This window comes from Pseudomonas putida, assembly GCF_030159595.1.
Classification (GTDB): Bacteria; Pseudomonadota; Gammaproteobacteria; order Pseudomonadales; family Pseudomonadaceae; genus Aquipseudomonas; species Aquipseudomonas putida_AC.
The window spans coordinates 213,232-237,305 of record NZ_BSKJ01000005.1 but is presented as its reverse complement, the minus strand read 5'-3'; the positions used below and the strand labels follow the sequence as shown (position 1 = coordinate 237,305).

Here is a 24,074-nt window from a genome sequence, read left to right as displayed (position 1 = left end):
GGTGCAAAGCGCCCCCGCTTTTAGTGGCTGCGGCTGTGTCGTACCTGCCTGTACAGGCCCGCGACCACGGCGCTGAAACCGAGGTCGTTATGGACATAACCGGGCAACACGGGCAGCGGGATGCCGATGTTGAGGTAACCGATGAAGGTGAAGAGCACGATTGAGACGACTTGCAGTGTGACCGCAAGGGGGGGGGGCGCTGAGTCGGGCCTGGAGGCCTGTGTGGGTTCTGGACAGTGTGAAAACGTGATGACGGGGGTAGCCCGCAGGTCAGCCGTTTTCACACTGTTGGAGGTTGCGCGATTTATTCCTGGTCAGCGCTGGATTGATCGTCACCATCCTGCTCGACGGCAGCTGCCGGTTCGGCGTGAACGGTCACGGATGGCTCTTCTGGGTTCAGGCTTGGGAAGGGAAGATTCGGGATTTCGTGCATCTCGTCGTTCCTCGCAAGTGTGAGTGAAAAGTCTGCGCCAGGCGCGGTTGAAGCTTCGCAAAGCTGGGGCAGGATACACAAGTCTGGATGACAGTTTGGTTTTTTTACCGCTCGTTTGTCGGTTTTGCGGGCGAACAGCGCACAGGCTTCATAAAAAAACGGGGCCGATTGCGGCCCCGTTTTTCAGTGATCACTTCCGGCCTTCGGCCGTTTCCGCGACCTTGTCAGTGCGTGCGCACATGATGAAGTCATTGCGGTGCAGGCCCTTGATCGAGTGGCTCCACCAGGTGACAGTAACCTTGCCCCACTCAGTCAGCAGGCCCGGGTGGTGGCCTTCGGCTTCGGCGATTTCGCCTACGGCGTTGGTGAACGCCAGGGCGTGCTTGAAGTTCTTGAACAGGAACACGCGTTCCAGCTCCATATGGCCGTCACGTACTTCGATGTTCCAGTCCGGGATTTCGCGAATCAGCTCGGCCAGCTCTTCGTCGGTGACTTTTGGCGCGTCAGCGCGGCAGGCTTCGCAATGGGCTTGGTTCAAGGCATTCATGGGTGTATTCCGGTTCGAGTTGTTATCGGCAAGGTCGCTCAGGCAGCGACCTTGGGTGGAAACTTCGGTGCGTGCAGGCCCAGCTGCATGGCCTTGTGGACCATGCCCATGATGTCTTCGTGGGCCAGGTCGAACAGGCGTTTCATGTTCGGCAGCACGAAATACAGCGGCTGCAGGATGTCGATACGGTACGGGGTACGCATGGCTTCGATCGGGTCGAAGGCCTGGTGCTCAGGCTCGCCAGACAGACTGTAGACGGTCTCTTTCGGTGACGAGAGGATACCGCCGCCATAGATCTTGCGGCCTTGGGCGGTTTCCATCAGGCCAAACTCGATGGTCATCCAGTACAGGCGCGCCAGGTACACGCGTTGTTCCTTGGTTGCCGCCAGGCCGAGCTTGCCGTAGGTGTGGGTGAATTCGGCGAACCACGGGTTGGTCAGCAGTGGGCAGTGGCCAAAGATCTCGTGGAAGATATCGGGCTCTTGCAGGTAGTCCAGCTCTTCCGGGGTGCGGATGAACGTGGCGACCGGGAAGCGTTTGCTGGCCAGCAATTCGAAGAACGTCTGGAAGGGAATCAGCGCGGGAACCCGGGCAACCTGCCAGCCGGTGGTGGCACCCAGCACCTTGTTGACCTCGCCCAGTTGCGGGATACGGTCATGGGGCAGCTTGAGCTGGTCGATGCCGTCCAGGTATTCCTGGCACGCGCGGCCTTCGATCACTTTCAGCTGGCGGGTGATCAGGGTATTCCATACCGCATGCTCTTGCTGCGGGTAATCGATAAAACCATGCGCATCGGGCTCGCGTGCCACGTAGTGCGTCTGTTTCATGAGGCTCTCCTGGTGAGGGCTTTTCTTGTTATGTGCAGGACATGCCTAAGTAATATCCCCACCCGGGTCGGTTTGCACGGTGGATCGCAGGCCTTGTCGCGGGTGATCCTCCTCACTTTCGTAACGATAATTTTACAAAAACGCGCAGGTGTCGGAAAATCCGAGGCGTCTGGCTGATGGTTATGCTGTTTTTGTCAGCTTATCTTTACGACTTTTCCGCGCGGTGTTGAAAAACATTGGCGCTTCGAGACCCCTCATGCGTATCAAAGTGCACTGCCAGAACCGCATTGGCATCCTGCGCGACATCCTCAACCTGCTGGTGGAGTACGGCATCAACGTGCTTCGCGGCGAGGTGGGCGGTGACCATGGCAATGCCATCTACCTGCACTGCCCGAACCTGATCAACCTGCAGTTCCAGGCCTTGCGACCGAAGTTCGAGGCGATCGCCGGGGTGTTTGGCGTCAAGCGTGTGGGCTTGATGCCCAGCGAACGCCGGCACATGGAGCTGAATGCCCTGCTAGGGGCGCTGGACTTCCCGGTGCTGTCGATCGATATGGGTGGCAGCATCGTTGCGGCCAACCGTACGGCGGCGCAGTTGCTGGGGGTGCGCGTGGATGAGGTGCCGGGCATGCCGCTGGCGCGCTATGTGGAAGACTTCGATCTGCCCGAGCTGGTGCGGGCTAACAAGTCACGCATCAATGGCCTGCGCATCAAGGTCAAAGGTGATGTGTTCCTGGCTGATATCGCACCGCTGCAGTCCGAGCACGACGACAGCGAGGCGCTGGCTGGCGCCGTGCTCACCCTGCACCGTGCCGACCGCATTGGTGAGCGTATCTACAACGTGCGTAAGCAGGAACTGCGCGGCTTCGACAGCATCTTCCAAAGCTCGCGGGTAATGGCTGCCGTGGTGCGTGAGGCGCGGCGAATGGCACCACTGGATGCGCCGTTGCTGATCGAGGGTGAGACCGGCACCGGCAAGGAGCTGCTGGCACGCGCCTGCCACCTGGCCAGCCCGCGTGGGCAGTCGCCGCTGATGGCGCTCAACTGCGCGGGGCTGCCCGAGTCGATGGCCGAGACCGAGCTGTTCGGTTACGGCCCCGGGGCATTCGAGGGGGCGCGGGCCGAGGGTAAGCTGGGGCTGCTGGAGCTGACCGCAGGCGGCACGCTGTTCCTTGACGGGGTAGGGGAGATGAGCCCGCGTCTGCAAGTGAAGTTGCTGCGCTTTTTGCAGGACGGCTGCTTCCGCCGGGTAGGCAGCGATGAAGAGGTGTACCTGGATGTGCGGGTGATCTGCGCGACCCAGGTGGATTTGTCCGAGCTGTGCGCGCGCGGCGAGTTTCGTCAGGACCTTTATCACCGCCTGAACGTGTTGTCGCTGCACATTCCGCCTTTGCGCGAATGCATGGATGGCCTGGAAGGGTTGGTACAGCACTTTCTCGACCAGGCTAGCCGGCAGATCGGCTGTGCCCTGCCGCGCCTGGCGCCGGCAGCGATGGACAAACTTGGGCAATACCATTGGCCGGGCAATGTAAGGCAGTTGGAAAACGTATTGTTCCAGGCGGTTTCTTTATGTGAAGGCGGCGTGGTTAAAAGCGAACATATACGTTTGCCGGATTATGGGGCGCGGCAGCCGTTGGGTGAGTTTTCGCTGGAGGGCGATCTTTCGCAGATTGTCGGGCGCTTTGAAAAAGCGGTGCTGGAAAGTTTGATGGGGGAGTTTTCGAGTAGCCGGGCTTTAGGAAAAAGGCTGGGCGTTTCGCATACAACAATCGCCAACAAGTTAAGGGATTATTCGCTTGGCAAGTCTGCTGATTAGTTGGGCTTTGCAAGCGCTGAAAGGGGCCCGCAGGGCCCCTGATTCAGAAGGTATCAGCCGTTAGAGCAGCCGTTCCCCATCACGCGGTATTCGAGAATGTGCTTCTGGCCCTTGGAGTCCTCGTAGGTCATGCGGGCTGGCACGACTTCGCACACATTGGGCACTTCGCTCATGGAGATGACGCGGGCAATGTCCAGGTGCTGCGAGTAACTGTACTGTTCAACCGGAATCTGCTCGGCATCTTTGGCTTCGCTGGCCATCGCCGCGCCGCAAAGACTACCAAGTACCAATACCAGTAAAGCTTTCATTTTCTATTTACCTGTCTAAGGTCGTGAGGGGGTGCGCGGCGCTTATGGCGCCGCGAGTATTGCTAGTTTTAACTATCGGGATTAGAGGGAGATTAACGTTTGCCTTCGTGGGGGCTGTTACCAGTTGTTAATCGCCTTGCCGTTGCTGGCGAGGTGAATTTTAGGGTTGTGGCCACAGCCGAAACAGTGGGTCTTTTGATAAAGTGTTTTGACAGAATCTGTAACAATCCAGTGGCTAGCCCCTTCGTTTTTTCTCTGTCCGGGCTGTAATGCGCGCGCCAGAGCCCTTTGGCGGGACGGTCGTGCCAAATTACTACCAACGTCGAATGGCTTTTGTCGCTCTGGTACAGTTACAAACGGTTCCATACAAAAACAACTATTACACCGAGGTAACACAGATGAGTGCGGCTCCACTGTATCCCGTTCGTCCCGAGGTTGCGGCCACTACCCTGACCGACGAGGCCACCTACAAGGCCATGTACCAGCAATCGGTGATCAACCCGGACGGCTTCTGGCGTGAGCAGGCCCAGCGTATCGACTGGATCAAGCCGTTCACCAAGGTCAAGCAAACCTCCTTCGACGACCACCACGTCGATATCAAATGGTTCGCCGACGGCACTCTGAACGTTTCCTCCAACTGCCTGGACCGCCACCTTGAAGAGCGCGGCGATCAGTTGGCCATCATCTGGGAAGGTGACGACCCTTCCGAACACCGCAACATCACCTACCGTGAACTGCACGAGCAGGTCTGCAAGTTCGCCAACGCCCTGCGTGGTCAGGACGTACATCGGGGTGATGTCGTTACCATCTATATGCCGATGATCCCCGAAGCCGTGGTCGCCATGCTGGCCTGTGCCCGTATCGGTGCGATCCACTCGGTGGTGTTCGGCGGCTTCTCGCCCGAGGCGCTGGCTGGCCGTATCATCGACTGCAAGTCCAAGGTGGTGATCACCGCCGACGAGGGCTTGCGTGGCGGCCGCCGTACCCCGCTCAAGGCCAACGTCGACCTGGCGCTGACCAACCCTGAAACCAACAGCGTGCAGAAGATCATCGTGTGCAAGCGCACAGGTGGCGACATTGCCTGGCACCAGCACCGCGACATCTGGTACGAAGACCTGATGAAAGTGGCCTCCAGCCACTGCGCGCCGAAAGAAATGGGGGCCGAGGAGGCGCTGTTCATCCTTTATACCTCCGGTTCCACTGGTAAGCCGAAAGGTGTGCTGCACACCACCGGCGGCTACCTGGTGTATGCCGCGCTGACCCATGAGCGCGTGTTCGACTACCGCCCGGGAGAGGTGTACTGGTGCACCGCCGACGTGGGCTGGGTTACCGGCCACAGCTACATCGTCTACGGCCCGCTGGCCAACGGCGCCACCACCCTGCTGTTCGAGGGGGTGCCGAACTACCCGGACATCACCCGTGTGTCGAAGATCGTCGACAAGCACAAGGTCAACATTCTCTACACCGCGCCAACCGCCATCCGCGCCATGATGGCCGAAGGGCAGGCCGCAGTTGAGGGTGCCGATGGCTCCAGCCTGCGCCTGCTGGGTTCGGTGGGTGAGCCGATCAATCCTGAAGCCTGGAACTGGTACTACAAGGCCGTGGGCAAAGAGCGTTGCCCGATCGTCGATACCTGGTGGCAGACCGAGACCGGCGGCATCCTGATCAGCCCGCTGCCGGGCGCTACCGGCCTGAAGCCGGGTTCGGCTACCCGTCCGTTCTTCGGCGTGGTGCCGGCGCTGGTGGACAACCTGGGTAACCTGATCGACGGTGCTGCCGAGGGCAACCTGGTGATCCTCGACTCCTGGCCGGGTCAGTCGCGTTCGCTGTACGGCGACCACGATCGCTTCGTCGACACCTACTTCAAGACTTTCCGTGGCATGTACTTCACCGGCGACGGTGCGCGCCGCGACGAGGATGGCTATTACTGGATCACGGGCCGTGTGGATGACGTGCTCAACGTATCCGGGCACCGCATGGGCACTGCCGAGATCGAAAGTGCCATGGTGGCGCACGCGAAGGTGGCCGAGGCAGCAGTGGTTGGCGTGCCGCACGACATCAAGGGCCAGGGCATCTATGTGTATGTCACCCTCAATGCCGGTATCGAGGCCAGCGAGCAACTGCGCCTGGAACTGAAGAACTGGGTGCGCAAGGAAATCGGCCCGATCGCCTCGCCAGACGTGATCCAGTGGGCGCCGGGGCTGCCGAAAACCCGTTCAGGCAAGATCATGCGCCGTATTCTGCGCAAGATCGCCACCGGTGAGTACGATGCGCTGGGCGATATCTCGACCTTGGCCGACCCAAGCGTGGTGCAGCACCTGATCGATACCCATAAGGCCATGAGCCTGGCTTCGGCCTGATAGCGAAGCAGGGCCGCGTGAACAGAAAACCCCGCCCGGGCAACCGGCGGGGTTTTTGCTTTACTGTTACCCGACATTCATCGGTAACTGTTCTGTCACCGGCCTTGCACGGGTTCGGGGCGCGAGGAAACAAAGCTGGCCTGTTTTGGTGCGTTCCCGAAGCCATTTTGCGCAACACGGTACGCTACACTTGCCGTAGTACAAGGCTTTGCCAATAATAGGCCCAGGAATTGCTAGGTCTATTGGTTCTATTTCTTGTGCCTTCGCATATTTTGCGCTGGCCGTCAACATCGCCCGCAGCGGTTTCAGGCGCTTCTGTAAGTAGTTGTCGCTTTGAAGAAATATCGACTACCGGGCTGTCGCTAAAATGCCACTCACTCGCTCGTGGTCTGCGACCTTGGTCGAACCCTGCGCGGCTCGCGTTGTACCCATTCGCATATCGGGCAGCCGTTACCTGCCTTGTATTGCCCCGTACCGATGGAGTTACCTGATGAAGAAGCTCGCACTGCTTGGCGCCCTGGCGCTATCCGTATTTTCCCTGGTGTCGCAGGCCGATGAAAAACCGCTGAAAATCGGCATTGAAGCCGCCTACCCACCCTTCGCATTCAAGCAGCCCGATGGCAGCATCGCCGGTTTCGACTACGACATCGGCAACGCCCTGTGCGAAGAGATGAAAACCAAGTGCACCTGGGTCGAGCAGGAGTTCGACGGGCTGATCCCGGCGCTGAAAGTGCGCAAGATCGACGCCATCCTGTCGTCCATGTCGATCACCGAAGACCGCAAGAAGTCGGTCGACTTCACCAAGCGCTACTACCTCACCCCGGCGCGCCTGGTGATGAAGGAAGGCACCGCTGTCAGCGAAAGCCTGGATGAGCTGAAAGGCAAGAAGATCGGCGTGCAGCGCGGCTCGATCCATGACCGCTTCGCCAAGGAAGTGCTGGGCGCCAAAGGTGCCACCGTGGTGCCTTACGGCACCCAGAACGAAATCTACCTGGACGTGGCCGCCGGCCGCCTGGATGGCACCGTGGCGGACGCTACCCTGCTGGAGGACGGCTTCCTCAAGACCGACGCCGGCAAGGGCTTCGCCTTCGTAGGCCCATCCTTCACCGACGCCAAGTACTTTGGTGACGGCATCGGTATCGCCGTGCGTAAGGGTGACAAGGCCAACGTCGAACGCATCAACGCGGCCATCGACGCCATCCGCGCCAATGGCAAGTACAAAGAAATCGAGAAGAAGTACTTCAACTTCGACATCTACGGTCCAGACTCGAACTAAGACGTCGGGTTTCACCTGTGCAATGGTGCAAACAGCAGAGGCTCTGAGGTTTGCACCATTTTTCATTCTTTAGGTCGAGGACCTCATCATGTTGAAAGGCTACGGGGCAGTCATCCTCGACGGGGCGTGGCTGACGCTTCAGCTCGCCCTGTCGTCGATGGCCCTGGCCATCGTGCTCGGCCTGATCGGTGTGGCGCTGCGCTTGTCGCCAGTGCGCTGGCTGGCCTGGCTGGGCGACCTGTATTCCACGGTGATCCGTGGTATTCCGGACCTGGTCCTGATCCTGCTGATTTTCTACGGCGGGCAAGACATCATCAACCGGGTGGCACCGCTGCTCGGCTATGAAGACTACATCGACCTTAATCCGCTGATTGCCGGTATCGGGACCCTGGGCTTCATCTTTGGCGCCTACCTGTCGGAAACCTTCCGCGGTGCCTTCCTGGGCATTCCCAAGGGGCAGGCCGAGGCGGGCGTTGCATACGGCATGAGCCCGCGTCAGGTGTTTTTCCGCATCCAGGTGCCGCAAATGATTCGCCTGGCGATCCCGGGCTTCACCAATAACTGGTTGGTCCTGACCAAGGCCACCGCGCTGATTTCGGTCGTCGGCCTGCAGGACATGATGTTCAAGGCCAAGCAGGCGGCCGATGCCACCCGCGAGCCTTTCACCTTCTTCCTGGCAGTGGCGGCGCTTTATCTGGTGCTGACCAGCGTCTCGCTGCTGGCCCTGAAGTATCTGGAGCGCCGCTACTCGGTGGGCGTCAAGGTGGCTGAACTATGATCTTCGACTACAACGTCGTCTGGGAGGCGTTGCCGATGTACTTCGGCGGCCTGCTGACCACCCTCAAGCTGCTGGCGATCTCGCTGTTCTTCGGCTTGCTGGCGGCCATCCCGCTGGGGCTGATGCGGGTGTCCAAACAGCCTGCGGTGAATCTGGTGGCATGGCTCTTCACCTATGTGATCCGCGGCACGCCGATGCTGGTGCAGCTGTTCCTGATCTACTACGGCCTGGCCCAGTTCGAGGCAGTGCGCGACAGTATCTTCTGGCCGCTGCTGTCCAGTGCCACCTTCTGCGCCTGCCTGGCGTTCGGCATCAACACCAGCGCCTACACCGCTGAAATCATCGCCGGCAGCCTCAAGGCCACGCCCCATGGCGAGATCGAGGCAGCCAAGGCGATGGGCATGTCACGCATGAAAATGTACCGGCGCATCCTGCTGCCCTCGGCCCTGCGTCGGGCGCTGCCGCAGTACAGCAACGAAGTGATCATGATGCTGCAGACCACCAGCCTGGCGTCGATCGTCACCCTGATCGACATCACCGGTGCCGCACGCACGGTCAACGCCCAGTACTACCTGCCTTTTGAGGCCTACATCACGGCGGGCGTGTTCTACCTGTGCCTGACCTTCATCCTGGTGCGCCTGTTCAAGATGGCCGAACGCCGCTGGCTCGGCTACCTGGCGCCGCGCAAGCACTGACCGCTCTGTGAGAATCGACAGCATGTACAAACTCGAAGTCCAAGACCTGCACAAGCGCTACGGCAGCCACGAAGTGCTCAAGGGCGTGTCGCTGGCGGCCAAGGCCGGCGATGTCATCAGCATCATCGGCTCCAGTGGTTCGGGCAAGTCGACCTTCCTGCGCTGCATCAACCTGCTGGAGCAGCCGCACGCGGGCAAGATCTTGCTCAACAACGAAGAACTCAAGCTGGTGGCCGGCAAGGACGGCGCGCTGAAGGCTGCCGACCCGCGTCAGTTGCAGCGTATGCGCTCGCGCCTGTCGATGGTGTTCCAGCACTTCAACCTGTGGTCGCACATGACGGCGCTGGAAAACATCATCGAAGCGCCGGTGCATGTACTGGGCGTGAGCAAGAAGGAAGCCTTGGAAAAGGCCGAGCATTACCTGGCCAAAGTGGGTGTTGCCCACCGCAAGGATGCTTTCCCTGGGCATATGTCGGGTGGCGAGCAACAGCGTGTGGCAATTGCCCGTGCACTGGCCATGGAGCCGGAGGTTATGCTGTTCGACGAGCCGACCTCTGCGCTGGATCCCGAACTGGTGGGCGATGTGCTCAAGGTGATGCAGGCACTGGCCCAGGAAGGCCGGACCATGGTGGTGGTGACCCACGAAATGGGCTTTGCCCGTGAGGTATCCAACCAGTTGGTGTTCCTGCATAAAGGCCTGGTGGAAGAAACCGGCTGCCCGCGTGAAGTACTGGCCAACCCGCAATCGGAGCGCCTGAAGCAGTTCCTCTCCGGCAGCCTGAAGTAAAAGCTGCATTTTTGCACCAGAATAGGGCATGCTGCGCGGCGAGCGCAGCCTGACCCGGCGCACAGACTCGAACGACCTCAGGTTTCGGACCGCACCCTATGACCACCCAGCGAATCGGTTTTCTCATCTGGCCCAGCACCAGGCCCTTGACCCTGGCGCTGGCCGAGGAAGTGTTGCAGGTGGCGCAGCGGGTGCACCCGGATGTGGTCTACGATCTGGCTTTCCTGCAGGCGGAGCCGGCACAAGAAGGTAGCTGGCGCCTGCCGGGCGAACCGTGGACTGGCCGCCTGGAGGGTTGTCACAAACTGTTTCTGCTTGCTGACGAGCCGCCTGTGGCGGTAGGGGCGGCCTTGTCGGCCGCACTCAAACAGCTCGCACGCAGTGGTTGCATGATCGGCGGCCTGTCTGCCGGGGTTTATCCTCTGGCGATGTTGGGCTTGCTCGACGGTTATCGGGCTGCCGTGCACTGGCGCTGGCAGGACGACTTTGCCGAGCGCTTCCCCAAGGTCATCGCTACCAGCCACCTGTTCGACTGGGATCGCGACCGCCTGACCGCCTGTGGCGGCATGGCCGTGACCGACCTGCTGCTGGCGGTGCTGGCCCGTGATCATGGCGCGGAGTTGGCGGGGGCGGTGTCGGAAGAGCTGGTGGTCGAGCGCATCCGCGAGGGTGGCGAGCGCCAGCGCATTCCGCTGCAGAACCGCCTGGGCTCCAGCCACCCGAAGCTGACCCAGGCGGTGCTGTTGATGGAGGCCAACATCGAAGAACCGCTGACCACCGACGAGATTGCCCAGCATGTGTGCGTGTCGCGCCGGCAGCTGGAGCGCATCTTCAAGCAATACCTCAATCGCGTGCCAAGCCAGTACTATCTGGAGCTGCGGCTGAACAAGGCACGGCAGATGCTGATGCAGACCAGCAAGTCGATCATCCAGATTGGCTTGTCCTGTGGCTTCTCTTCGGGGCCGCATTTCTCCAGTGCCTATCGCAACTTCTTTGACGCCACGCCACGCGAAGACCGCAACCAGCGCCGTAGCAGCAGCCCGTTTGAACTCAGCTCGGCACCTGCCGAAAAAGGCTGATATTCATGCTGCCTGTACTGGCCCTATCGCTGGCAAGCCAGCTCCCACAGATACCCCGCAACCATCAGGGCCTGTGGTGACCCTGTGGGAGCTGGCTTGCCGGCGATAGGGCCAGTACAGGCAACCACTCTTCTATATGTGAACACCCGTTCACCCAGCCCCCTCTCTCCCGTACACTGCGCGATTGCGACAGTGTTTGTCGCATTGCCGAAAACCTTGTCAAAACTGGGTTTTGCGCTGTAACAAGTTGTCGCTTGGCCGCAAGGACAGGCGCGGATCAGTCCTTACAATCCCCCCATCGCTCGCCACTTCCAGGCCAGCGTTCCTCTTCAGGAGACTCAGATGTCCGTTGAGCAAGCCCCGGTGCAACGTGCCGATTTCGACCAGGTCATGGTTCCCAACTATTCTCCGGCGGCGTTCATTCCTGTGCGAGGCGAGGGTTCCCGCGTTTGGGATCAGTCGGGTCGCGAGCTGATCGACTTTGCCGGTGGCATCGCGGTTAATGCCCTGGGCCACTGCCACCCGGCACTGGTCAAGGCCCTGACCGAGCAGGCCAACACCCTCTGGCACGTCTCGAACGTGTTCACCAACGAGCCGGCCCTGCGCCTGGCCCACAAGCTGGTGGATGCCACCTTTGCCGACCGGGCGTTCTTCTGCAACTCCGGCGCGGAGTCCAACGAGGCTGCCTTCAAGCTGGCCCGTCGTGTCGCCCATGACCGCTTCGGCCCGGAAAAGCACGAAATCATCGCCACCGTGAACAGTTTTCATGGTCGCACCCTGTTCACCGTTAGTGTCGGTGGCCAGCCGAAGTACTCCGACGGCTTTGGCCCGAAGATCACCGGCATCAGCCATGTGCCTTACAATGATCTGGAAGCACTGAAGGCACAGATTTCCGACAAGACCTGCGCCGTGGTGATCGAGCCGATCCAGGGCGAAAGCGGCGTGGTGCCGGCCGACCTGGCCTACCTGGAAGGCGCGCGCAAACTGTGTGACGAGCACAACGCTCTGCTGATCTTCGACGAAGTGCAGACCGGCGTGGGCCGTACCGGCTCGCTGTATGCCTACCAGCACTACGGCGTGACGCCAGACATCCTGACCAGCGCCAAGAGCCTGGGCGGCGGCTTCCCGATCGGCGCCATGCTGACCACCGCCGAGCTGGCCAAGCACCTGGCAGTCGGCACCCACGGCACCACCTACGGCGGCAACCCGCTGGGCTGCGCCGTTGCCTGCGCGGTGCTGGATGTGGTCAACACGCCTGAAACCCTGGCCGGCATCAAGGCCAAGCACACACGCTTCAAAACCCGCCTGGAACAAATTGGCCAGAAGTACAACCTGTTCAGCCAGGTACGTGGCGTTGGCCTGCTGCTGGGCTGCGTGCTGACCGAAGCCTGGCAAGGCAAGGCCAAGGACGTGCTCAACGCTGCCGAGAAAGAGGGTGTGATGGTGCTGCAGGCCGGCCCGGACGTGGTCCGCTTTGCGCCAAGCCTGGTCGTTGAAGACGCCGACATCGATGAAGGCCTGGAGCGCTTCGAGCGCGCCGTGGCCACACTGACCAAAGGCTGATCCGCCTGCGGCCTTCTCGCCGGCCCCAGCCATGGCTGAACCGGGCCGGCGATACCCGATTCCAGTGCAGATGCCCGTGCATCTGCCGTTTTTCCGTGCCGCCGTGAGCGGTCCGTATTCCAAAGGAGTGACACCATGCTGGTGATGCGCCCCGCGCAAATGGCTGATCTGAACGAAGTGCAGCGCATGGCTGCAGACAGCCCCATTGGTGTCACCTCGCTGCCGGACGACGCTGCTCGCCTGGGCGACAAGATCGCCGCTTCCGAGACTTCTTTCGCCGCCGAGGTCAGCTTCAACGGCGAGGAAAGCTACTTCTTCGTGCTCGAAGACAGCAGAACCGGCAAGTTGGCCGGCTGCTCGGCCATTGTCGCGTCGGCAGGCTACTCCGAGCCGTTCTACAGTTTTCGTAACGAAACCTTCGTACATGCCTCGCGCGAGCTGAAGATCCACAACAAGATCCATGTGCTGTCGCTGTGTCATGACTTGACCGGTAACAGCCTGCTGACCAGCTTCTATGTATTGCCGGAACTGGTGAACAGTGGCTGGGCCGAACTCAATTCGCGCGGTCGCCTGCTGTTCATGGCGGCGCATCCGGAGCGTTTCGCCGACTCGGTCGTGACCGAGATCGTCGGCTACAGCGACGAGAATGGCGAGTCGCCGTTCTGGGATGCCATTGGCCGTAATTTCTTCGACCTCAACTATTCCGACGCCGAGCGCCTGTGTGGCCTGAAGAGCCGTACGTTCCTCGCCGAGCTGATGCCGCACTACCCGATCTATGTGCCGCTGCTGCCCGATGAGGCGCAGGAGGCCATGGGCCAGGTGCACCCGCGTGCACAGATCACTTTCGACATCCTCATGCGCGAGGGCTTCGAAACCGAGCATTACATCGACATCTTCGACGGTGGCCCGACCCTGCATGCGCGTACCTCGGGCATTCGCTCGATCGCCCAGAGCCGGGTGGTGCCGGTAAAGATCGAGGAAGCCCAAGCCAAGGGCGGGCGCCCGTACCTGGTGTGCAACGGCCAGTTGCAGGATTACCGCGCGGTGCTGCTGGATCTCGACTGGGTGCCCGGCAAGCCGGTCAGCTTGAGCGTGGCGGCGGCCGACGCGCTGGGTGTGGGTGAGGGTGCCAGCGTTCGCCTGGTCGCGGTCTGAGGTCTGGCAACAGACGTTTCGGGATTGATGCGTTAGAAGAGTTTCGCGCCGGCCGACGCCGCCGCACAAGGAGATAGCATGATCGTTCGTCCTGTACGCAGCAGCGATTTGCCTGCGTTGATCGAATTGGCACGCAGCACCGGCACCACCGGGCTGACCACGCTGCCGGCCAACGAAGAGCGCCTGGGGCAACGCGTTGGCTGGGCGGAAAAGAGCTTCCGCGGCGAGGCCGAGCGTGGTGACACCGACTACCTGTTCGTGCTGGAAAATGACGAAGGCCTGGTGGTCGGCATCAGTGCCATCGCCGGTGCCGTCGGCCTGCGCGAGCCTTGGTACAACTACCGGGTCGGCCTGACCGTCAGCGCCTCGCAGGAGCTGAAGATCTACCGCGAAATCCCCACGCTGTTCCTGGCCAACGACCTGACCGGCAACTCCGAGCTGTGCTCGCTGTTCTTGCGCAGTGACTACCGTTCTGGCCTCAATGGCCGCCTGCTGTCGCGCGCGCGCATGCTGTTCATTGCCGAGTTCCCGGAGCTGTTCGGCAAGAAGATCATTGCCGAAATGCGTGGCATGTCTGACGAGCAGGGGCGTTCGCCGTTCTGGGAAAGCCTGGGCCGGCACTTCTTCAAGATGGAGTTCAGCCAGGCCGACTACCTCACTGGCGTGGGCAACAAGTCGTTCATCGCCGAGCTGATGCCCAAATTCCCGCTTTACACCTGCTTCCTGTCCGAGGCGGCGCGCGACGTGATCGGCCGCGTGCATAAAGACACCGAGCCGGCGCTGGCCATGCTCAAGCAGGAAGGCTTCAACTATCAGGGCTACGTCGACATCTTCGACGCCGGCCCCGCCATCGAATGCGACACCGCCAAGATCCGCGCCGTGCGCGAGAGCCAGACCCTGGTGCTGGCCGTGGGCACGCCGGGCGATGACGCCACCCCGTACATCATCCACAACCGCAAGCGCGACGACTGCCGCATTACCGCTGCACCTGCGCGGCTGGCCGCCGGTACCCTGGTGGTCGACCCGTTGACCGCCAAGCGCCTGCGCATGGGCGCCGGCGACAATGTGCGTGCGGTGCCGCTGTCGGCTAGCCGGGAGGCCCAATAAATGACCACGCATTTCATCGCAGGCAGTTGGCAGACCGGCCAGGGCGAAACCCTGCAATCGCTGAACCCGGTGACCCAGGCCGTGATCTGGCAAGGGCAGGGTGCCGACGCCAGCCAGGTGGACGCTGCCGTGCAGGCCGCGCGCCGGGCTTTCCCGGCCTGGGCGCAATTGAGCCTGGATGCGCGCATCGATGTGCTGGAGAAGTTCGCTGCGCAGTTGAAAGCGCATGCCGAAGCCATGGCCCAGTGCATTGGCGAGGAAACCGGCAAGCCGCTGTGGGAATCGGCGACCGAAGTCACCAGCATGATCAACAAGGTGGCGATTTCGGTGCAAAGCTACCGCGAGCGCACTGGTGAAAAGAGCGGCCCGCTGGCCGATGCCACGGCCGTGTTGCGGCACAAGCCCCACGGTGTGGTGGCGGTGTTCGGCCCTTACAACTTCCCAGGCCACCTGCCTAACGGCCACATTGTGCCAGCGCTGTTGGCGGGTAATTGCGTGGTGTTCAAGCCCAGCGAGCTGACCCCCAAGGTGGCCGAGCTGACCGTCAATTGCTGGATCGCCGCTGGCTTGCCGGCGGGTGTGCTGAACCTGGTGCAAGGCGCACGCGAAACCGGTGTGGCGCTGGCCGCCAACCCGGGTATCGATGGCTTGTTTTTCACCGGTTCCAGCCGCACCGGCAACCTGCTGCACCAGCAATTCGCCGGCCGCCCGGACAAGATTCTGGCCTTGGAAATGGGGGGCAACAACCCGCTGGTGGTGGACGAGGTCAAGGACATCGACGCGGCGGTGTACACCATTATCCAGTCGGCGTTCATTTCGGCCGGCCAGCGCTGCACCTGTGCACGGCGACTGTTGGTGCCGCAAGGCGCCTGGGGTGATGCGCTGATCGCGCGCCTGGTCGAGGTGTGCAAAACCATCACGGTGGGTGCGTTCGATGAGCAACCGGCGCCGTTCATGGGCTCGGTGATTTCGCTGCAGGCAGCACGGGCGCTGATGGCGGCGCAGGCCGAGCTGGTCGGCAAAGGTGGCGTGAAGCTGCTGGAAATGACCCAGCCGCAGGCCGATGCCGCGCTGCTGACCCCGGGCATCGTCGATGTCACCGGCGTGGCCGGGCGCCCGGACGAAGAGTTCTTCGGCCCGCTGCTACAAGTCATCCGTTACACCGATTTCGATGCGGCCATCGAGGAAGCCAACAACACCCAGTACGGCTTGGCCGCCGGGTTGTTGTCCGATTCCCGCGCCCGCTACCAGTACTTCTGGCTGCGCAGCCGTGCCGGTATCGTCAACTGGAACAAGCAGCTGACCGGTGCTGCCAGCAGCGCGCCGTTCGGTGGCGTGGGTGCCAGTGGCAACCATCGCGCCAGTGCCTATTACGCGGCTGACTATTGCGCTTACCCCGTGGCTTCGCTGGAGACCGCCAGCCTTGCCTTGCCGGCGACGTTGACGCCGGGCGTCACCCTATAACAACAGGTCACGGAGCCTAGCCGATGAAATCCTACGAAGTGAATTTTGATGGCCTGGTGGGGCCTACCCACAACTATGGCGGCCTGTCCTACGGCAACGTGGCTTCGCAGAGCAACAGCCAGCAGGGTTCCAACCCACGTGAAGCCGCGCGCCAGGGCCTGGCAAAAATGAAGGCGCTGGCCGACCTGGGCTTCAAGCAAGGTGTGCTGGCGCCGCAGGAGCGCCCGGATGTGGCCGCGCTGCGCCGCCTGGGCTTCAGCGGCAGTGATGCCGAGGTGATCCAGCGTGCGGCCAAAGAAGCGATGCCGCTGTTGGTGGCCAGTTGCTCGGCGTCGAGCATGTGGGTGGCCAACGCCGCCACGGTCAGCCCCAGTGCCGACACGGCGGATGGCCGCGTGCATTTCACCGCGGCCAACCTGAACTGCAAGTACCACCGCAGCATCGAGCATCCGACTACCAGTCGCGTGCTGGGTGCCATGTTCAACAACGAGAAACACTTTGCCCATCACGCGGCGTTGCCTGCCGTGGCACAGTTCGGTGACGAGGGCGCGGCCAACCACACGCGCTTCTGCCGAGCCTATGGCGAGGCTGGTGTGGAGTTCTTCGTTTATGGCCGCAGTGCCTTCGACAGTCGTTACCCTGCGCCGCAGAAGTACCCGGCCCGGCAAACGCTGGAGGCCTCGCAGGCGGTCGCACGGCTGCATGGGCTGAGCGATGACGGTGTGGTCTACGCTCAACAGAACCCGGCGGTGATCGACCAGGGTGTGTTCCACAATGATGTGATTTCGGTGGGCAACGGCGAGGTGCTGTTCTATCACGAGGACGCCTTCCTCGAGACTGACGCAGTGCTTGGCCAGCTGCGAGCTAAACTGGCCAGCAAGGGTGGCAACTTCCAGGCCATCTGTGTGCCACGGGCGGCGGTGGCGGTGGAGGACGCGGTGCGTTCCTACCTGTTCAACAGCCAGCTACTCAGCCGCGACGACGGTTCCATGCTGCTGGTGGTGCCGGAAGAGTGCCGCAACAACGAGCGGGTCTGGGCCTACCTGAGTCAGCTGATCAGCCACGGTGGCCCGGTGAAGGAGGTCAAGGTGTTTGACCTCAAGCAGAGTATGCAGAACGGTGGTGGCCCAGCTTGCCTGCGTCTGCGTGTGGCGTTGAAGGAATCGGAACTGGCAGCGGTCAACCAAGGCGTTATCATGACCGCCCCGCTGTACGACACCCTGGTGCAGTGGGTCGACAAGCATTACCGCGATCGCCTGAGCGATGCGGACCTGGTCGACCCGCAACTGCTGGTGGAATGCCGTACGGCACTGGACGAATTGACCCAGATCCTGAAGTTGGGCTCGGTGTATCCGTTCCAACGACAACCTTGAAGAGAGACTTTGCAATGACCGACGCCCTGCGCCTGATCCTCGAAGATGAAGACGGCACCCAGCTGGAAACCTCCTGCACCCGTTTTGCCGTGGTTTGGCAAGGCAAGGAAGTATGGATTCAGCAGGACGGCCGTGGCCAGCTGCTGATCGGTGTGGATGTCGAGGAAGACGACACCGAGTACGCCAACCTGCTGCTGCGCCCGATGGCCACCAACCTGGTCAGCCTTCAGCTGGAAATGGAGCCGGCCGAGGTTGGCGAAGACGACGATCACGTCCATGGCCCTGACTGCGGCCACCACCACTAAGGAAGCCCCTATGCTCGCCCTTGGCAAATTGCTTGAGCTGACCCTCACCGATCACGAACCGGCCGAGAAGACCCAAGTGACACCCAAGGGCGCGCGTTTGCGCTGGCTGGGGGAGGGCGCGCTTGAAGTACGCCCTGCCGAGAACGAGGATTGCGGGCTGGACTTGCTGTTGTCCGCCGGCATCCATGGCAACGAAACAGCACCCATCGAATTGCTTGAGCGGCTGCTGCACGGCGTGGCCAACGGCAAGATCAAGCCAAAGGCGCGGCTGCTGTTCCTGTTCGGCAACCCGGCGGCCATCCGCAAGGGTGAGCGCTTCATCGAGCAGGACATCAACCGCCTGTTCAATGGTCGCCATGAGCTGTCCAGCGGCTTTGAGGCGTTGCGTGCTGCAGAGCTGGAGCAGTTCGCCCGAGTGTTCTTCAGCAAGCCGGGGCGCAGCCGCCTGCATTACGACCTGCATACCGCCATCCGCGGTTCGAAGATCGAGCAATTCGCCTTGTACCCCTATAAAGAGGGGCGCAAGCATTCCCGCCGTGAACTGGCGCGCCTGGCGGCGGCCGGCATGGAGGCGGTGCTGCTGCAAAGCAAATCTTCCATCACCTTCAGCGCCTTCACCTACGAGCAACTGGATGCCGAAGCCTTTACGCTGGAGTTGGGCAAGGCCCGCCCGTTCGGCCAGAACGAGCAGGTCAACCTCGACAAGCTGGAAGAGCGGCTGATCCGCATCATCGAGGCGACCGAGCCAGAGGGCGAGGGTTCGCTGGATGGCCTGCAGCTGTTCAGTGTGTCCCGCGAAATCATCAAGCACAGCGACAGCTTCCACCTGCACCTGCCTGCGGACATCGAGAACTTCTCCGAGCTGAGCAAGGGCTACCTGCTGGCCGAAGACCTGGCCGAGACGCGCTGGGTGGTCGAGGAGGAGGGGGCGCGGATCATCTTCCCCAATCCCAAGGTCAAGAATGGCTTGCGGGCTGGCATTTTGATCGTGCCGGATTCCGGGCAGCGCCTGGGCTGAGACCGCGGCGCCTGCTTCGCGGGTAAACCCGCTCCCACCGGTTATGTGCAATGCCTGAACGTGTTGAAGTACCTCTGGGAGCGGGTTTACCCGCGAGGAAGGCGACTCGGTTTCGGATCCCATCCATGATGAAAACCTTTTAATTCACCGCCTGTTCCATTTTCCCTCCCCATCAGCGGTAATTGGCTTGCCAGTGGCGAAAGGCAGGATTTAGCATCCGGTCATGTCATTTTCGTTTGCATAGCCCGAAAAACCGTTCAAACGACGGTTTCTATCGTATAAACACACTGCATCGAGATTGCAGGACCGATATAATGCGGCCCTTTGCCGTCGTTTCGTCGACGTGTTTGCCCAAGTGGGCCGCCGTTTCCGTGGAAGAACCTATGAAAAGCGCAGAAATCCGTGAAGCCTTCCTTCGCTTCTTCGAAGAGCAGGGACATACCCGAGTCGCCTCCAGTTCGCTGATTCCGAACAACGACCCGACCCTGCTGTTCACCAATGCCGGCATGAACCAGTTCAAGGACTGCTTCCTCGGTGCGGAGAAGCGCGCCTACACCCGTGCTGTCAGCAGCCAGAAGTGCGTGCGCGCCGGCGGTAAGCACAACGACCTGGAAAACGTCGGTTACACCGCGCGTCACCACACCTTCTTCGAAATGCTGGGCAACTTCAGCTTCGGCGACTATTTCAAGCGCGATGCCATCACCTTCGCCTGGACCTTCCTGACCTCGGACAAATGGCTGAACCTGCCCAAGGAAAAGCTCTGGGTCACCGTCTACGCCACTGACGACGAAGCCTACGACATCTGGACCAAGGAAGTCGGCGTGCCGGAAGAGCGCATGGTGCGCATCGGCGACAACAAAGGCGCCCCGTACGCCTCCGACAACTTCTGGACCATGGGTGACACTGGCCCGTGCGGCCCGTGCACCGAGATCTTCTACGACCACGGCGCGGACATCTGGGGCGGCCCACCCGGCTCGCCAGAAGAAGACGGCGACCGCTACATCGAGATCTGGAACAACGTGTTCATGCAGTTCAACCGCACCGCCGACGGCGTGCTGCACCCGCTGCCAGCGCCGTCGGTCGACACCGGCATGGGCCTGGAGCGTGTCAGTGCCGTGCTGCAGCATGTGCACTCGAACTACGAGATCGACCTGTTCCAGAACCTGCTGGCAGCCGCTGCCAAGGCCATCGGTTGCAGCAACGACGGCCAGGCTTCGCTGAAAGTGGTAGCCGACCACATCCGCTCGTGCGGTTTCCTGATCGCCGACGGTGTGCTGCCGTCCAATGAAGGCCGTGGCTATGTGCTGCGCCGCATCATTCGTCGCGCCTGCCGCCACGGCAACAAGCTGGGTGCCAAGGGCAGCTTCTTCTACCAGATCGTTGCCGCACTGGCCGCCGAAATGGGCGAAGCCTTCCCGGAGCTGAAGAGCCAGCAAGCGCACATCGAGCGCGTGCTCAAGGCTGAAGAAGAGCAGTTCGCCAAGACCCTGGAGCAGGGCCTGCGCATCCTCGAGCAGGACCTGGCCCAACTGAAAGGCGACGTGGTACCGGGTGACGTGGTGTTCAAACTGTACGACACCTACGGCTTCCCGATGGACCTGACCGCCGACATCGCCCGTGAGCGCGAGCTGACCATCGACGAAGCCGGCTTCGAGCGCGAGATGGACGCCCAGCGTGAGCGTGCGCGTTCCGCGAGCGCCTTCGGCATGGACTACAACAGTGTGGTCAAGGTCGACAGCGCCACCGAATTCCTCGGCTACGACGCCACCGAAGGCCAGGGCAAGATCATCGCCCTGTACAAAGACGGCCAGGCCGTCGACCAGTTGGGTGAAGGCGAGCAGGGCGTGGTCGTGCTCGACCGCACGCCGTTCTACGCCGAATCGGGTGGCCAGGTGGGTGACACCGGCTTCCTGCAGGCCGGCGCAGCGCGCTTCGACGTGCGCGACACCACCAAGACTGGCGGTGCCTTCCTGCACCACGGCGTGGTCGCCAGCGGCGCGCTGGTGATCGGTTCGCCGGTCGAGGCCAAGGTCGATGCCGATGTGCAGCACGCCACCTCGCTGAACCACTCCGCCACCCACCTGCTGCACGAAGCGCTGCGCCAGGTACTGGGTGAGCATGTACAGCAGAAGGGCTCTTTGGTCGACAGCCAGCGCCTGCGTTTCGACTTCAGCCACTTCGAGGCGCTGAAGCCAGAGCAGATCAAGCAACTGGAAGACATCGTCAACCGCGAAGTGCGCAAGAACACTGCCGTGGAAACCGAACTGACCGACATCGAAACCGCCAAGGCCAAAGGTGCCATGGCGCTGTTCGGTGAGAAGTATGGCGACACCGTGCGTGTGTTGAGCATGGGCGGTGATTTCTCGGTGGAACTGTGCGGCGGTATCCACGCCAAGCGCACCGGTGACATCAGCCTGTTCAAGATCATCAGCGAAGGCGGCGTGGCCTCTGGCGTGCGCCGTATCGAAGCGGTTACCGGCGCGGCTGCGCTGGCCTACCTGAACGCTGCCGAAGAGCAGGTCAAGGAGGCCGCGCAACTGGTCAAGGGTAACCGCGACAACCTGATCGACAAGCTGTCGGCTGTGCTTGAGCGCAACCGCCAGCTGGAGAAGCAGCTGGAACAGCTGCAGGCCAAGGCCGCCAGCGCCGCCGGGGACGATCTCTCCAACGCGGCCGTTGAGGTCAAGGGTGCCAAGGTACTTGCCGCTCGCCTGGATGGGCAGGACGGCAAGGCCCTGTTGGCCCTGGTCGATCAGCTGAAGAACAAGCTCGGCCACGCAGTGATCCTGCTGGGCAGCGAGCATGAGGGCAAGGTCGTGCTGGTGGCCGGCGTGACCAAGGACCTCTCCAGCCAACTCAAGGCTGGCGATCTGATGAAACAAGCCGCTGCGGCGGTGGGTGGCAAGGGCGGTGGCCGTCCGGACATGGCCCAAGGTGGTGGCGTCGACGTCGCTGCACTGGACCAGGCCCTGGCGCTGGCCGTGCCATTCGCAGAGCAGGGACTTTGAGATGAAGGGGTGGATGGTCTAGTCGTCCACCCCTTCATGTTGGATTGTTTTTTGGGGCCCTGTATGGGCTGAGGCACCATTGAAATGGCGTTGATCGTACAGAAATTTGGCGGCACCTCTGTCGGTTCCATCGAGCGGATCGAGCAGGTAGCCGAAAAGGTCAAGAAGCACCGTGAGGCGGGCGACGACCTGGTGGTTGTGTTGTCGGCCATGAGCGGTGAAACCAATCGCCTGATCGACCTGGCCAAGCAGATCACCGATCAGCCGGTTCCGCGTGAACTGGATGTGATCGTGTCGACCGGTGAGCAGGTCACCATCGCCCTGCTGACCATGGCCTTGATCAAGCGTGGTGTGCCAGCGGTGTCCTACACCGGCAACCAGGTGCGCATCCTCACCGACAGCTCGCACAACAAGGCGCGTATCCTGCAGATCGACGACCAGAAGATTCGCGCCGACCTCAAGGAAGGCCGTGTGGTCGTGGTTGCCGGCTTCCAGGGTGTGGACGAGCACGGCAGCATCACTACCTTGGGCCGTGGCGGCTCCGACACCACCGGTGTGGCCCTGGCGGCGGCGCTGAAGGCTGACGAGTGCCAGATCTACACCGACGTCGATGGCGTCTACACCACCGACCCACGCGTCGTGCCGCAGGCTCAGCGCCTGGAGAAGATCACCTTCGAAGAGATGCTGGAAATGGCCAGCCTCGGTTCCAAGGTGCTGCAGATCCGTTCGGTGGAGTTCGCCGGCAAGTACAACGTTCCGCTGCGCGTGCTGCACAGCTTCAAAGAGGGTCCGGGTACCCTCATTACCATTGATGAAGAGGAATCCATGGAACAGCCGATCATTTCCGGTATCGCCTTCAACCGTGATGAAGCCAAGCTGACCATTCGCGGCGTGCCGGACACCCCGGGCGTGGCCTTCAAGATCCTCGGCCCGATCAGCGCTTCGAACATCGAAGTGGACATGATCGTGCAGAACGTTGCGCACGATAACACCACCGACTTCACCTTCACCGTACACCGCAACGAGTACGAGAAGGCGCAAAGCGTGCTGGAAAACACCGCCCGCGAAATCGGTGCCCGTGAAGTGATCGGCGACACCAAGATCGCCAAGGTCTCGATCGTTGGCGTCGGCATGCGTTCGCACGCCGGTGTTGCCAGCCGCATGTTCGAAGCCCTGGCCAAGGAGAGCATCAACATCCAGATGATCTCCACGTCCGAGATCAAGGTCTCGGTGGTGATTGAAGAGAAGTACCTGGAGCTGGCCGTACGCGCGCTGCACACCGCGTTCGAGCTCGACGCTCCTGCCCGACAGGGCGAGTAAGGCGCTGCCTGGAAGGGCGCGGCTGGTGCCGCGCCCTTCGCGTTTCTGCTCGCCACGCAGGCCCTGTCCTGCCCTGTGTGGCGCGCAACCCGGGCCAGGTCGTCGTCCACGACCGGCCCTGACACCCAAGACTGTTACCCCTGAATGTTTTGCGTAAGGAGAAAGCTATGTTGATTCTGACTCGTCGGTGCGCCGAGAGCCTGATCATTGGAGACGGCGAGATCACCGTGACGGTGCTTGGCGTCAAAGGCAACCAGGTGCGTATTGGCGTCAGCGCCCCGAAAGAAGTGGCTGTTCACCGCGAGGAAATCTACCTGCGGATCAAGAAGGAGAAGGATGAAGAGCCAAGCCTTTAATTTTTTTGAAGTTTTTTTCAAAAAAAGGGTTGCAAAGGTGAAAGAGGTTCTTTAATATTCGCCTCGTGTTGCGGTGAGGTGGCCGAGTGGCCGAAGGCGCTCCCCTGCTAAGGGAGTATACCTCATAAGGGTATCGGGGGTTCGAATCCCCCCTTCACCGCCATTATTTGCGTAGGGCGCTGTAAGCGGTAAGAACGCTAAGTAGTTGATTTTAAACGAAAACGTTCTTGCAAAAATGTTTCAGCGACCTATAATGCGCGGCAAGACACGGACTCATAGCTCAGCTGGATAGAGTACTCGGCTACGAACCGAGCGGTCGCAGGTTCGAATCCTGCTGAGTCCGCCACTTTTGAAGTGGCTTTGTTTGCAAGGCTGCTTCAATCAACCAGCGGTATCTGGTCTAAAACTGCCAATCGCGGACTCATAGCTCAGCTGGATAGAGTACTCGGCTACGAACCGAGCGGTCGCAGGTTCGAATCCTGCTGAGTCCGCCACTTTC

Annotated in this window: 21 protein-coding genes, 3 tRNA genes and 1 pseudogene; 20 read left to right on the top strand and 5 right to left on the bottom strand. The window is 61.4% G+C overall.

Annotated elements, in window-relative coordinates; translation table 11 throughout:
• Window positions 1–53 precede the first annotated feature (53 nt).
• The 4 genes and pseudogenes from QQL85_RS26775 to phhA all read right to left on the bottom strand — a co-directional run.
• Window positions 54–176, bottom strand: a pseudogene (locus QQL85_RS26775) (MFS transporter); the annotation flags it as partial.
• A 128-nt stretch (window positions 177–304) separates the two neighbouring features.
• Window positions 305–433, bottom strand: coding sequence for a hypothetical protein (locus tag QQL85_RS13430; RefSeq protein WP_016488505.1), 129 nt, complete (start codon window positions 431–433; stop codon window positions 305–307).
• A 190-nt stretch (window positions 434–623) separates the two neighbouring features.
• A complete protein-coding gene (locus QQL85_RS13425; RefSeq protein ID WP_003254532.1) occupies window positions 624–980 on the bottom strand; it encodes a 4a-hydroxytetrahydrobiopterin dehydratase in 357 nt (118 codons plus the stop codon).
• A gap of 38 nt (window positions 981–1,018) precedes the next feature.
• Window positions 1,019–1,807 (bottom strand): phenylalanine 4-monooxygenase, encoded by a 789-nt coding sequence (gene phhA, locus QQL85_RS13420; protein ID WP_284354055.1) that lies wholly within the window; start codon window positions 1,805–1,807, stop codon window positions 1,019–1,021.
• A gap of 256 nt (window positions 1,808–2,063) precedes the next feature.
• On the opposite strand from phhA, the gene QQL85_RS13415 reads away from it, so the two are divergent.
• Window positions 2,064–3,623 (top strand): sigma-54-dependent transcriptional regulator, encoded by a 1,560-nt coding sequence (locus QQL85_RS13415; RefSeq protein ID WP_284354054.1) that lies wholly within the window; start codon window positions 2,064–2,066, stop codon window positions 3,621–3,623.
• Window positions 3,624–3,676: 53 nt separating this feature from the next.
• Here QQL85_RS13415 and QQL85_RS13410 read toward each other — a convergent pair whose 3' ends face one another.
• Window positions 3,677–3,931, bottom strand: coding sequence for a DUF2790 domain-containing protein (locus QQL85_RS13410; RefSeq protein ID WP_284354053.1), 255 nt, complete (start codon window positions 3,929–3,931; stop codon window positions 3,677–3,679).
• 398 nt (window positions 3,932–4,329) lie between these two features.
• On the opposite strand from QQL85_RS13410, the gene acs reads away from it, so the two are divergent.
• From acs to QQL85_RS13315, 19 genes are all read left to right on the top strand, one after another.
• Entirely contained in the window at window positions 4,330–6,291 is a 1,962-nt protein-coding gene (gene acs / locus QQL85_RS13405) for an acetate--CoA ligase (RefSeq protein WP_284354052.1), read from the top strand.
• Between the two features lie 490 nt (window positions 6,292–6,781).
• Entirely contained in the window at window positions 6,782–7,567 is a 786-nt protein-coding gene (locus QQL85_RS13400) for an ABC transporter substrate-binding protein (RefSeq protein ID WP_284354051.1), read from the top strand.
• Between the two features lie 88 nt (window positions 7,568–7,655).
• Window positions 7,656–8,345 (top strand): ABC transporter permease, encoded by a 690-nt coding sequence (locus QQL85_RS13395; RefSeq protein WP_003254523.1) that lies wholly within the window; start codon window positions 7,656–7,658, stop codon window positions 8,343–8,345.
• Window positions 8,342–9,040, top strand: coding sequence for an ABC transporter permease (locus QQL85_RS13390; protein ID WP_284354050.1), 699 nt, complete (start codon window positions 8,342–8,344; stop codon window positions 9,038–9,040). Before QQL85_RS13395 ends, QQL85_RS13390 begins: the two co-directional genes overlap by 4 nt.
• A gap of 22 nt (window positions 9,041–9,062) precedes the next feature.
• Window positions 9,063–9,827 carry an arginine/ornithine transport ATP-binding protein AotP gene (gene aotP / locus QQL85_RS13385; RefSeq protein ID WP_284354049.1) on the top strand — a complete coding sequence of 255 codons (765 nt, stop codon included), beginning with the start codon at window positions 9,063–9,065 and terminating at the stop codon, window positions 9,825–9,827.
• Window positions 9,828–9,925: 98 nt separating this feature from the next.
• Window positions 9,926–10,906: a transcriptional regulator ArgR gene (gene argR, locus QQL85_RS13380; protein ID WP_284354048.1), complete on the top strand. Its 981-nt coding sequence runs from the start codon at window positions 9,926–9,928 to the stop codon at window positions 10,904–10,906.
• 342 nt (window positions 10,907–11,248) lie between these two features.
• Window positions 11,249–12,469, top strand: coding sequence for an aspartate aminotransferase family protein (locus tag QQL85_RS13375; RefSeq protein ID WP_284354047.1), 1,221 nt, complete (start codon window positions 11,249–11,251; stop codon window positions 12,467–12,469).
• 135 nt (window positions 12,470–12,604) lie between these two features.
• A complete protein-coding gene (gene aruF, locus QQL85_RS13370; RefSeq protein WP_284354046.1) occupies window positions 12,605–13,624 on the top strand; it encodes an arginine/ornithine succinyltransferase subunit alpha in 1,020 nt (339 codons plus the stop codon).
• A gap of 78 nt (window positions 13,625–13,702) precedes the next feature.
• The gene (astA, locus tag QQL85_RS13365) at window positions 13,703–14,731 is read left to right on the top strand and encodes an arginine N-succinyltransferase (RefSeq protein ID WP_284354045.1); all 1,029 of its coding nucleotides are present in this window, start codon (window positions 13,703–13,705) and stop codon (window positions 14,729–14,731) included.
• A complete protein-coding gene (gene astD, locus QQL85_RS13360) occupies window positions 14,732–16,195 on the top strand; it encodes a succinylglutamate-semialdehyde dehydrogenase (protein ID WP_284354044.1) in 1,464 nt (487 codons plus the stop codon).
• Window positions 16,196–16,218: 23 nt separating this feature from the next.
• Complete coding sequence (gene astB / locus QQL85_RS13355; RefSeq protein ID WP_284354043.1) at window positions 16,219–17,568, top strand: N-succinylarginine dihydrolase; 1,350 nt, start codon at window positions 16,219–16,221, stop codon at window positions 17,566–17,568.
• Between the two features lie 14 nt (window positions 17,569–17,582).
• Complete coding sequence (locus QQL85_RS13350; RefSeq protein WP_003256592.1) at window positions 17,583–17,873, top strand: topoisomerase II; 291 nt, start codon at window positions 17,583–17,585, stop codon at window positions 17,871–17,873.
• Window positions 17,874–17,883: 10 nt separating this feature from the next.
• A complete protein-coding gene (astE, locus tag QQL85_RS13345; protein WP_119369188.1) occupies window positions 17,884–18,891 on the top strand; it encodes a succinylglutamate desuccinylase in 1,008 nt (335 codons plus the stop codon).
• A 383-nt stretch (window positions 18,892–19,274) separates the two neighbouring features.
• On the top strand, window positions 19,275–21,899 hold the full coding sequence (gene alaS / locus QQL85_RS13340) for an alanine--tRNA ligase (RefSeq protein ID WP_284354042.1): 2,625 nt from the start codon (window positions 19,275–19,277) through the stop codon (window positions 21,897–21,899).
• Window positions 21,900–21,983: 84 nt separating this feature from the next.
• Window positions 21,984–23,219: an aspartate kinase gene (locus tag QQL85_RS13335; protein ID WP_284354041.1), complete on the top strand. Its 1,236-nt coding sequence runs from the start codon at window positions 21,984–21,986 to the stop codon at window positions 23,217–23,219.
• A 167-nt stretch (window positions 23,220–23,386) separates the two neighbouring features.
• Window positions 23,387–23,575: a carbon storage regulator CsrA gene (gene csrA, locus QQL85_RS13330; protein WP_003254503.1), complete on the top strand. Its 189-nt coding sequence runs from the start codon at window positions 23,387–23,389 to the stop codon at window positions 23,573–23,575.
• 72 nt (window positions 23,576–23,647) lie between these two features.
• Window positions 23,648–23,738 (top strand) — tRNA-Ser (locus QQL85_RS13325).
• 106 nt (window positions 23,739–23,844) lie between these two features.
• A tRNA-Arg gene (locus QQL85_RS13320) sits at window positions 23,845–23,921 on the top strand.
• A 71-nt stretch (window positions 23,922–23,992) separates the two neighbouring features.
• A tRNA-Arg gene (locus QQL85_RS13315) sits at window positions 23,993–24,069 on the top strand.
• The last annotated feature ends 5 nt before the right edge of the window (window positions 24,070–24,074 follow it).

What these genes read in the sequence shown, in the direction of transcription:
- QQL85_RS13350 (WP_003256592.1), top strand. Translation starts at nt 17,583, where the DNA reads ATGACCGACGCCCTGCGCCTGATCCTCGAAGATGAAGACGGCACCCAG.
- astD (WP_284354044.1), top strand. Translation starts at nt 14,732, where the DNA reads ATGACCACGCATTTCATCGCAGGCAGTTGGCAGACCGGCCAGGGCGAA.
- QQL85_RS13335 (WP_284354041.1), top strand. Translation starts at nt 21,984, where the DNA reads ATGGCGTTGATCGTACAGAAATTTGGCGGCACCTCTGTCGGTTCCATC.
- astE (WP_119369188.1), top strand. Translation starts at nt 17,884, where the DNA reads ATGCTCGCCCTTGGCAAATTGCTTGAGCTGACCCTCACCGATCACGAA.
- QQL85_RS13415 (WP_284354054.1), top strand. Translation starts at nt 2,064, where the DNA reads ATGCGTATCAAAGTGCACTGCCAGAACCGCATTGGCATCCTGCGCGAC.
- argR (WP_284354048.1), top strand. Translation starts at nt 9,926, where the DNA reads ATGACCACCCAGCGAATCGGTTTTCTCATCTGGCCCAGCACCAGGCCC.
- csrA (WP_003254503.1), top strand. Translation starts at nt 23,387, where the DNA reads ATGTTGATTCTGACTCGTCGGTGCGCCGAGAGCCTGATCATTGGAGAC.
- QQL85_RS13390 (WP_284354050.1), top strand. Translation starts at nt 8,342, where the DNA reads ATGATCTTCGACTACAACGTCGTCTGGGAGGCGTTGCCGATGTACTTC.
- astB (WP_284354043.1), top strand. Translation starts at nt 16,219, where the DNA reads ATGAAATCCTACGAAGTGAATTTTGATGGCCTGGTGGGGCCTACCCAC.
- alaS (WP_284354042.1), top strand. Translation starts at nt 19,275, where the DNA reads ATGAAAAGCGCAGAAATCCGTGAAGCCTTCCTTCGCTTCTTCGAAGAG.
- aruF (WP_284354046.1), top strand. Translation starts at nt 12,605, where the DNA reads ATGCTGGTGATGCGCCCCGCGCAAATGGCTGATCTGAACGAAGTGCAG.
- QQL85_RS13430 (WP_016488505.1), bottom strand. Translation starts at nt 433, where the DNA reads ATGCACGAAATCCCGAATCTTCCCTTCCCAAGCCTGAACCCAGAAGAG.
- astA (WP_284354045.1), top strand. Translation starts at nt 13,703, where the DNA reads ATGATCGTTCGTCCTGTACGCAGCAGCGATTTGCCTGCGTTGATCGAA.
- QQL85_RS13375 (WP_284354047.1), top strand. Translation starts at nt 11,249, where the DNA reads ATGTCCGTTGAGCAAGCCCCGGTGCAACGTGCCGATTTCGACCAGGTC.
- QQL85_RS13425 (WP_003254532.1), bottom strand. Translation starts at nt 980, where the DNA reads ATGAATGCCTTGAACCAAGCCCATTGCGAAGCCTGCCGCGCTGACGCG.
- acs (WP_284354052.1), top strand. Translation starts at nt 4,330, where the DNA reads ATGAGTGCGGCTCCACTGTATCCCGTTCGTCCCGAGGTTGCGGCCACT.
- QQL85_RS13400 (WP_284354051.1), top strand. Translation starts at nt 6,782, where the DNA reads ATGAAGAAGCTCGCACTGCTTGGCGCCCTGGCGCTATCCGTATTTTCC.
- phhA (WP_284354055.1), bottom strand. Translation starts at nt 1,807, where the DNA reads ATGAAACAGACGCACTACGTGGCACGCGAGCCCGATGCGCATGGTTTT.
- aotP (WP_284354049.1), top strand. Translation starts at nt 9,063, where the DNA reads ATGTACAAACTCGAAGTCCAAGACCTGCACAAGCGCTACGGCAGCCAC.
- QQL85_RS13410 (WP_284354053.1), bottom strand. Translation starts at nt 3,931, where the DNA reads ATGAAAGCTTTACTGGTATTGGTACTTGGTAGTCTTTGCGGCGCGGCG.
- QQL85_RS13395 (WP_003254523.1), top strand. Translation starts at nt 7,656, where the DNA reads ATGTTGAAAGGCTACGGGGCAGTCATCCTCGACGGGGCGTGGCTGACG.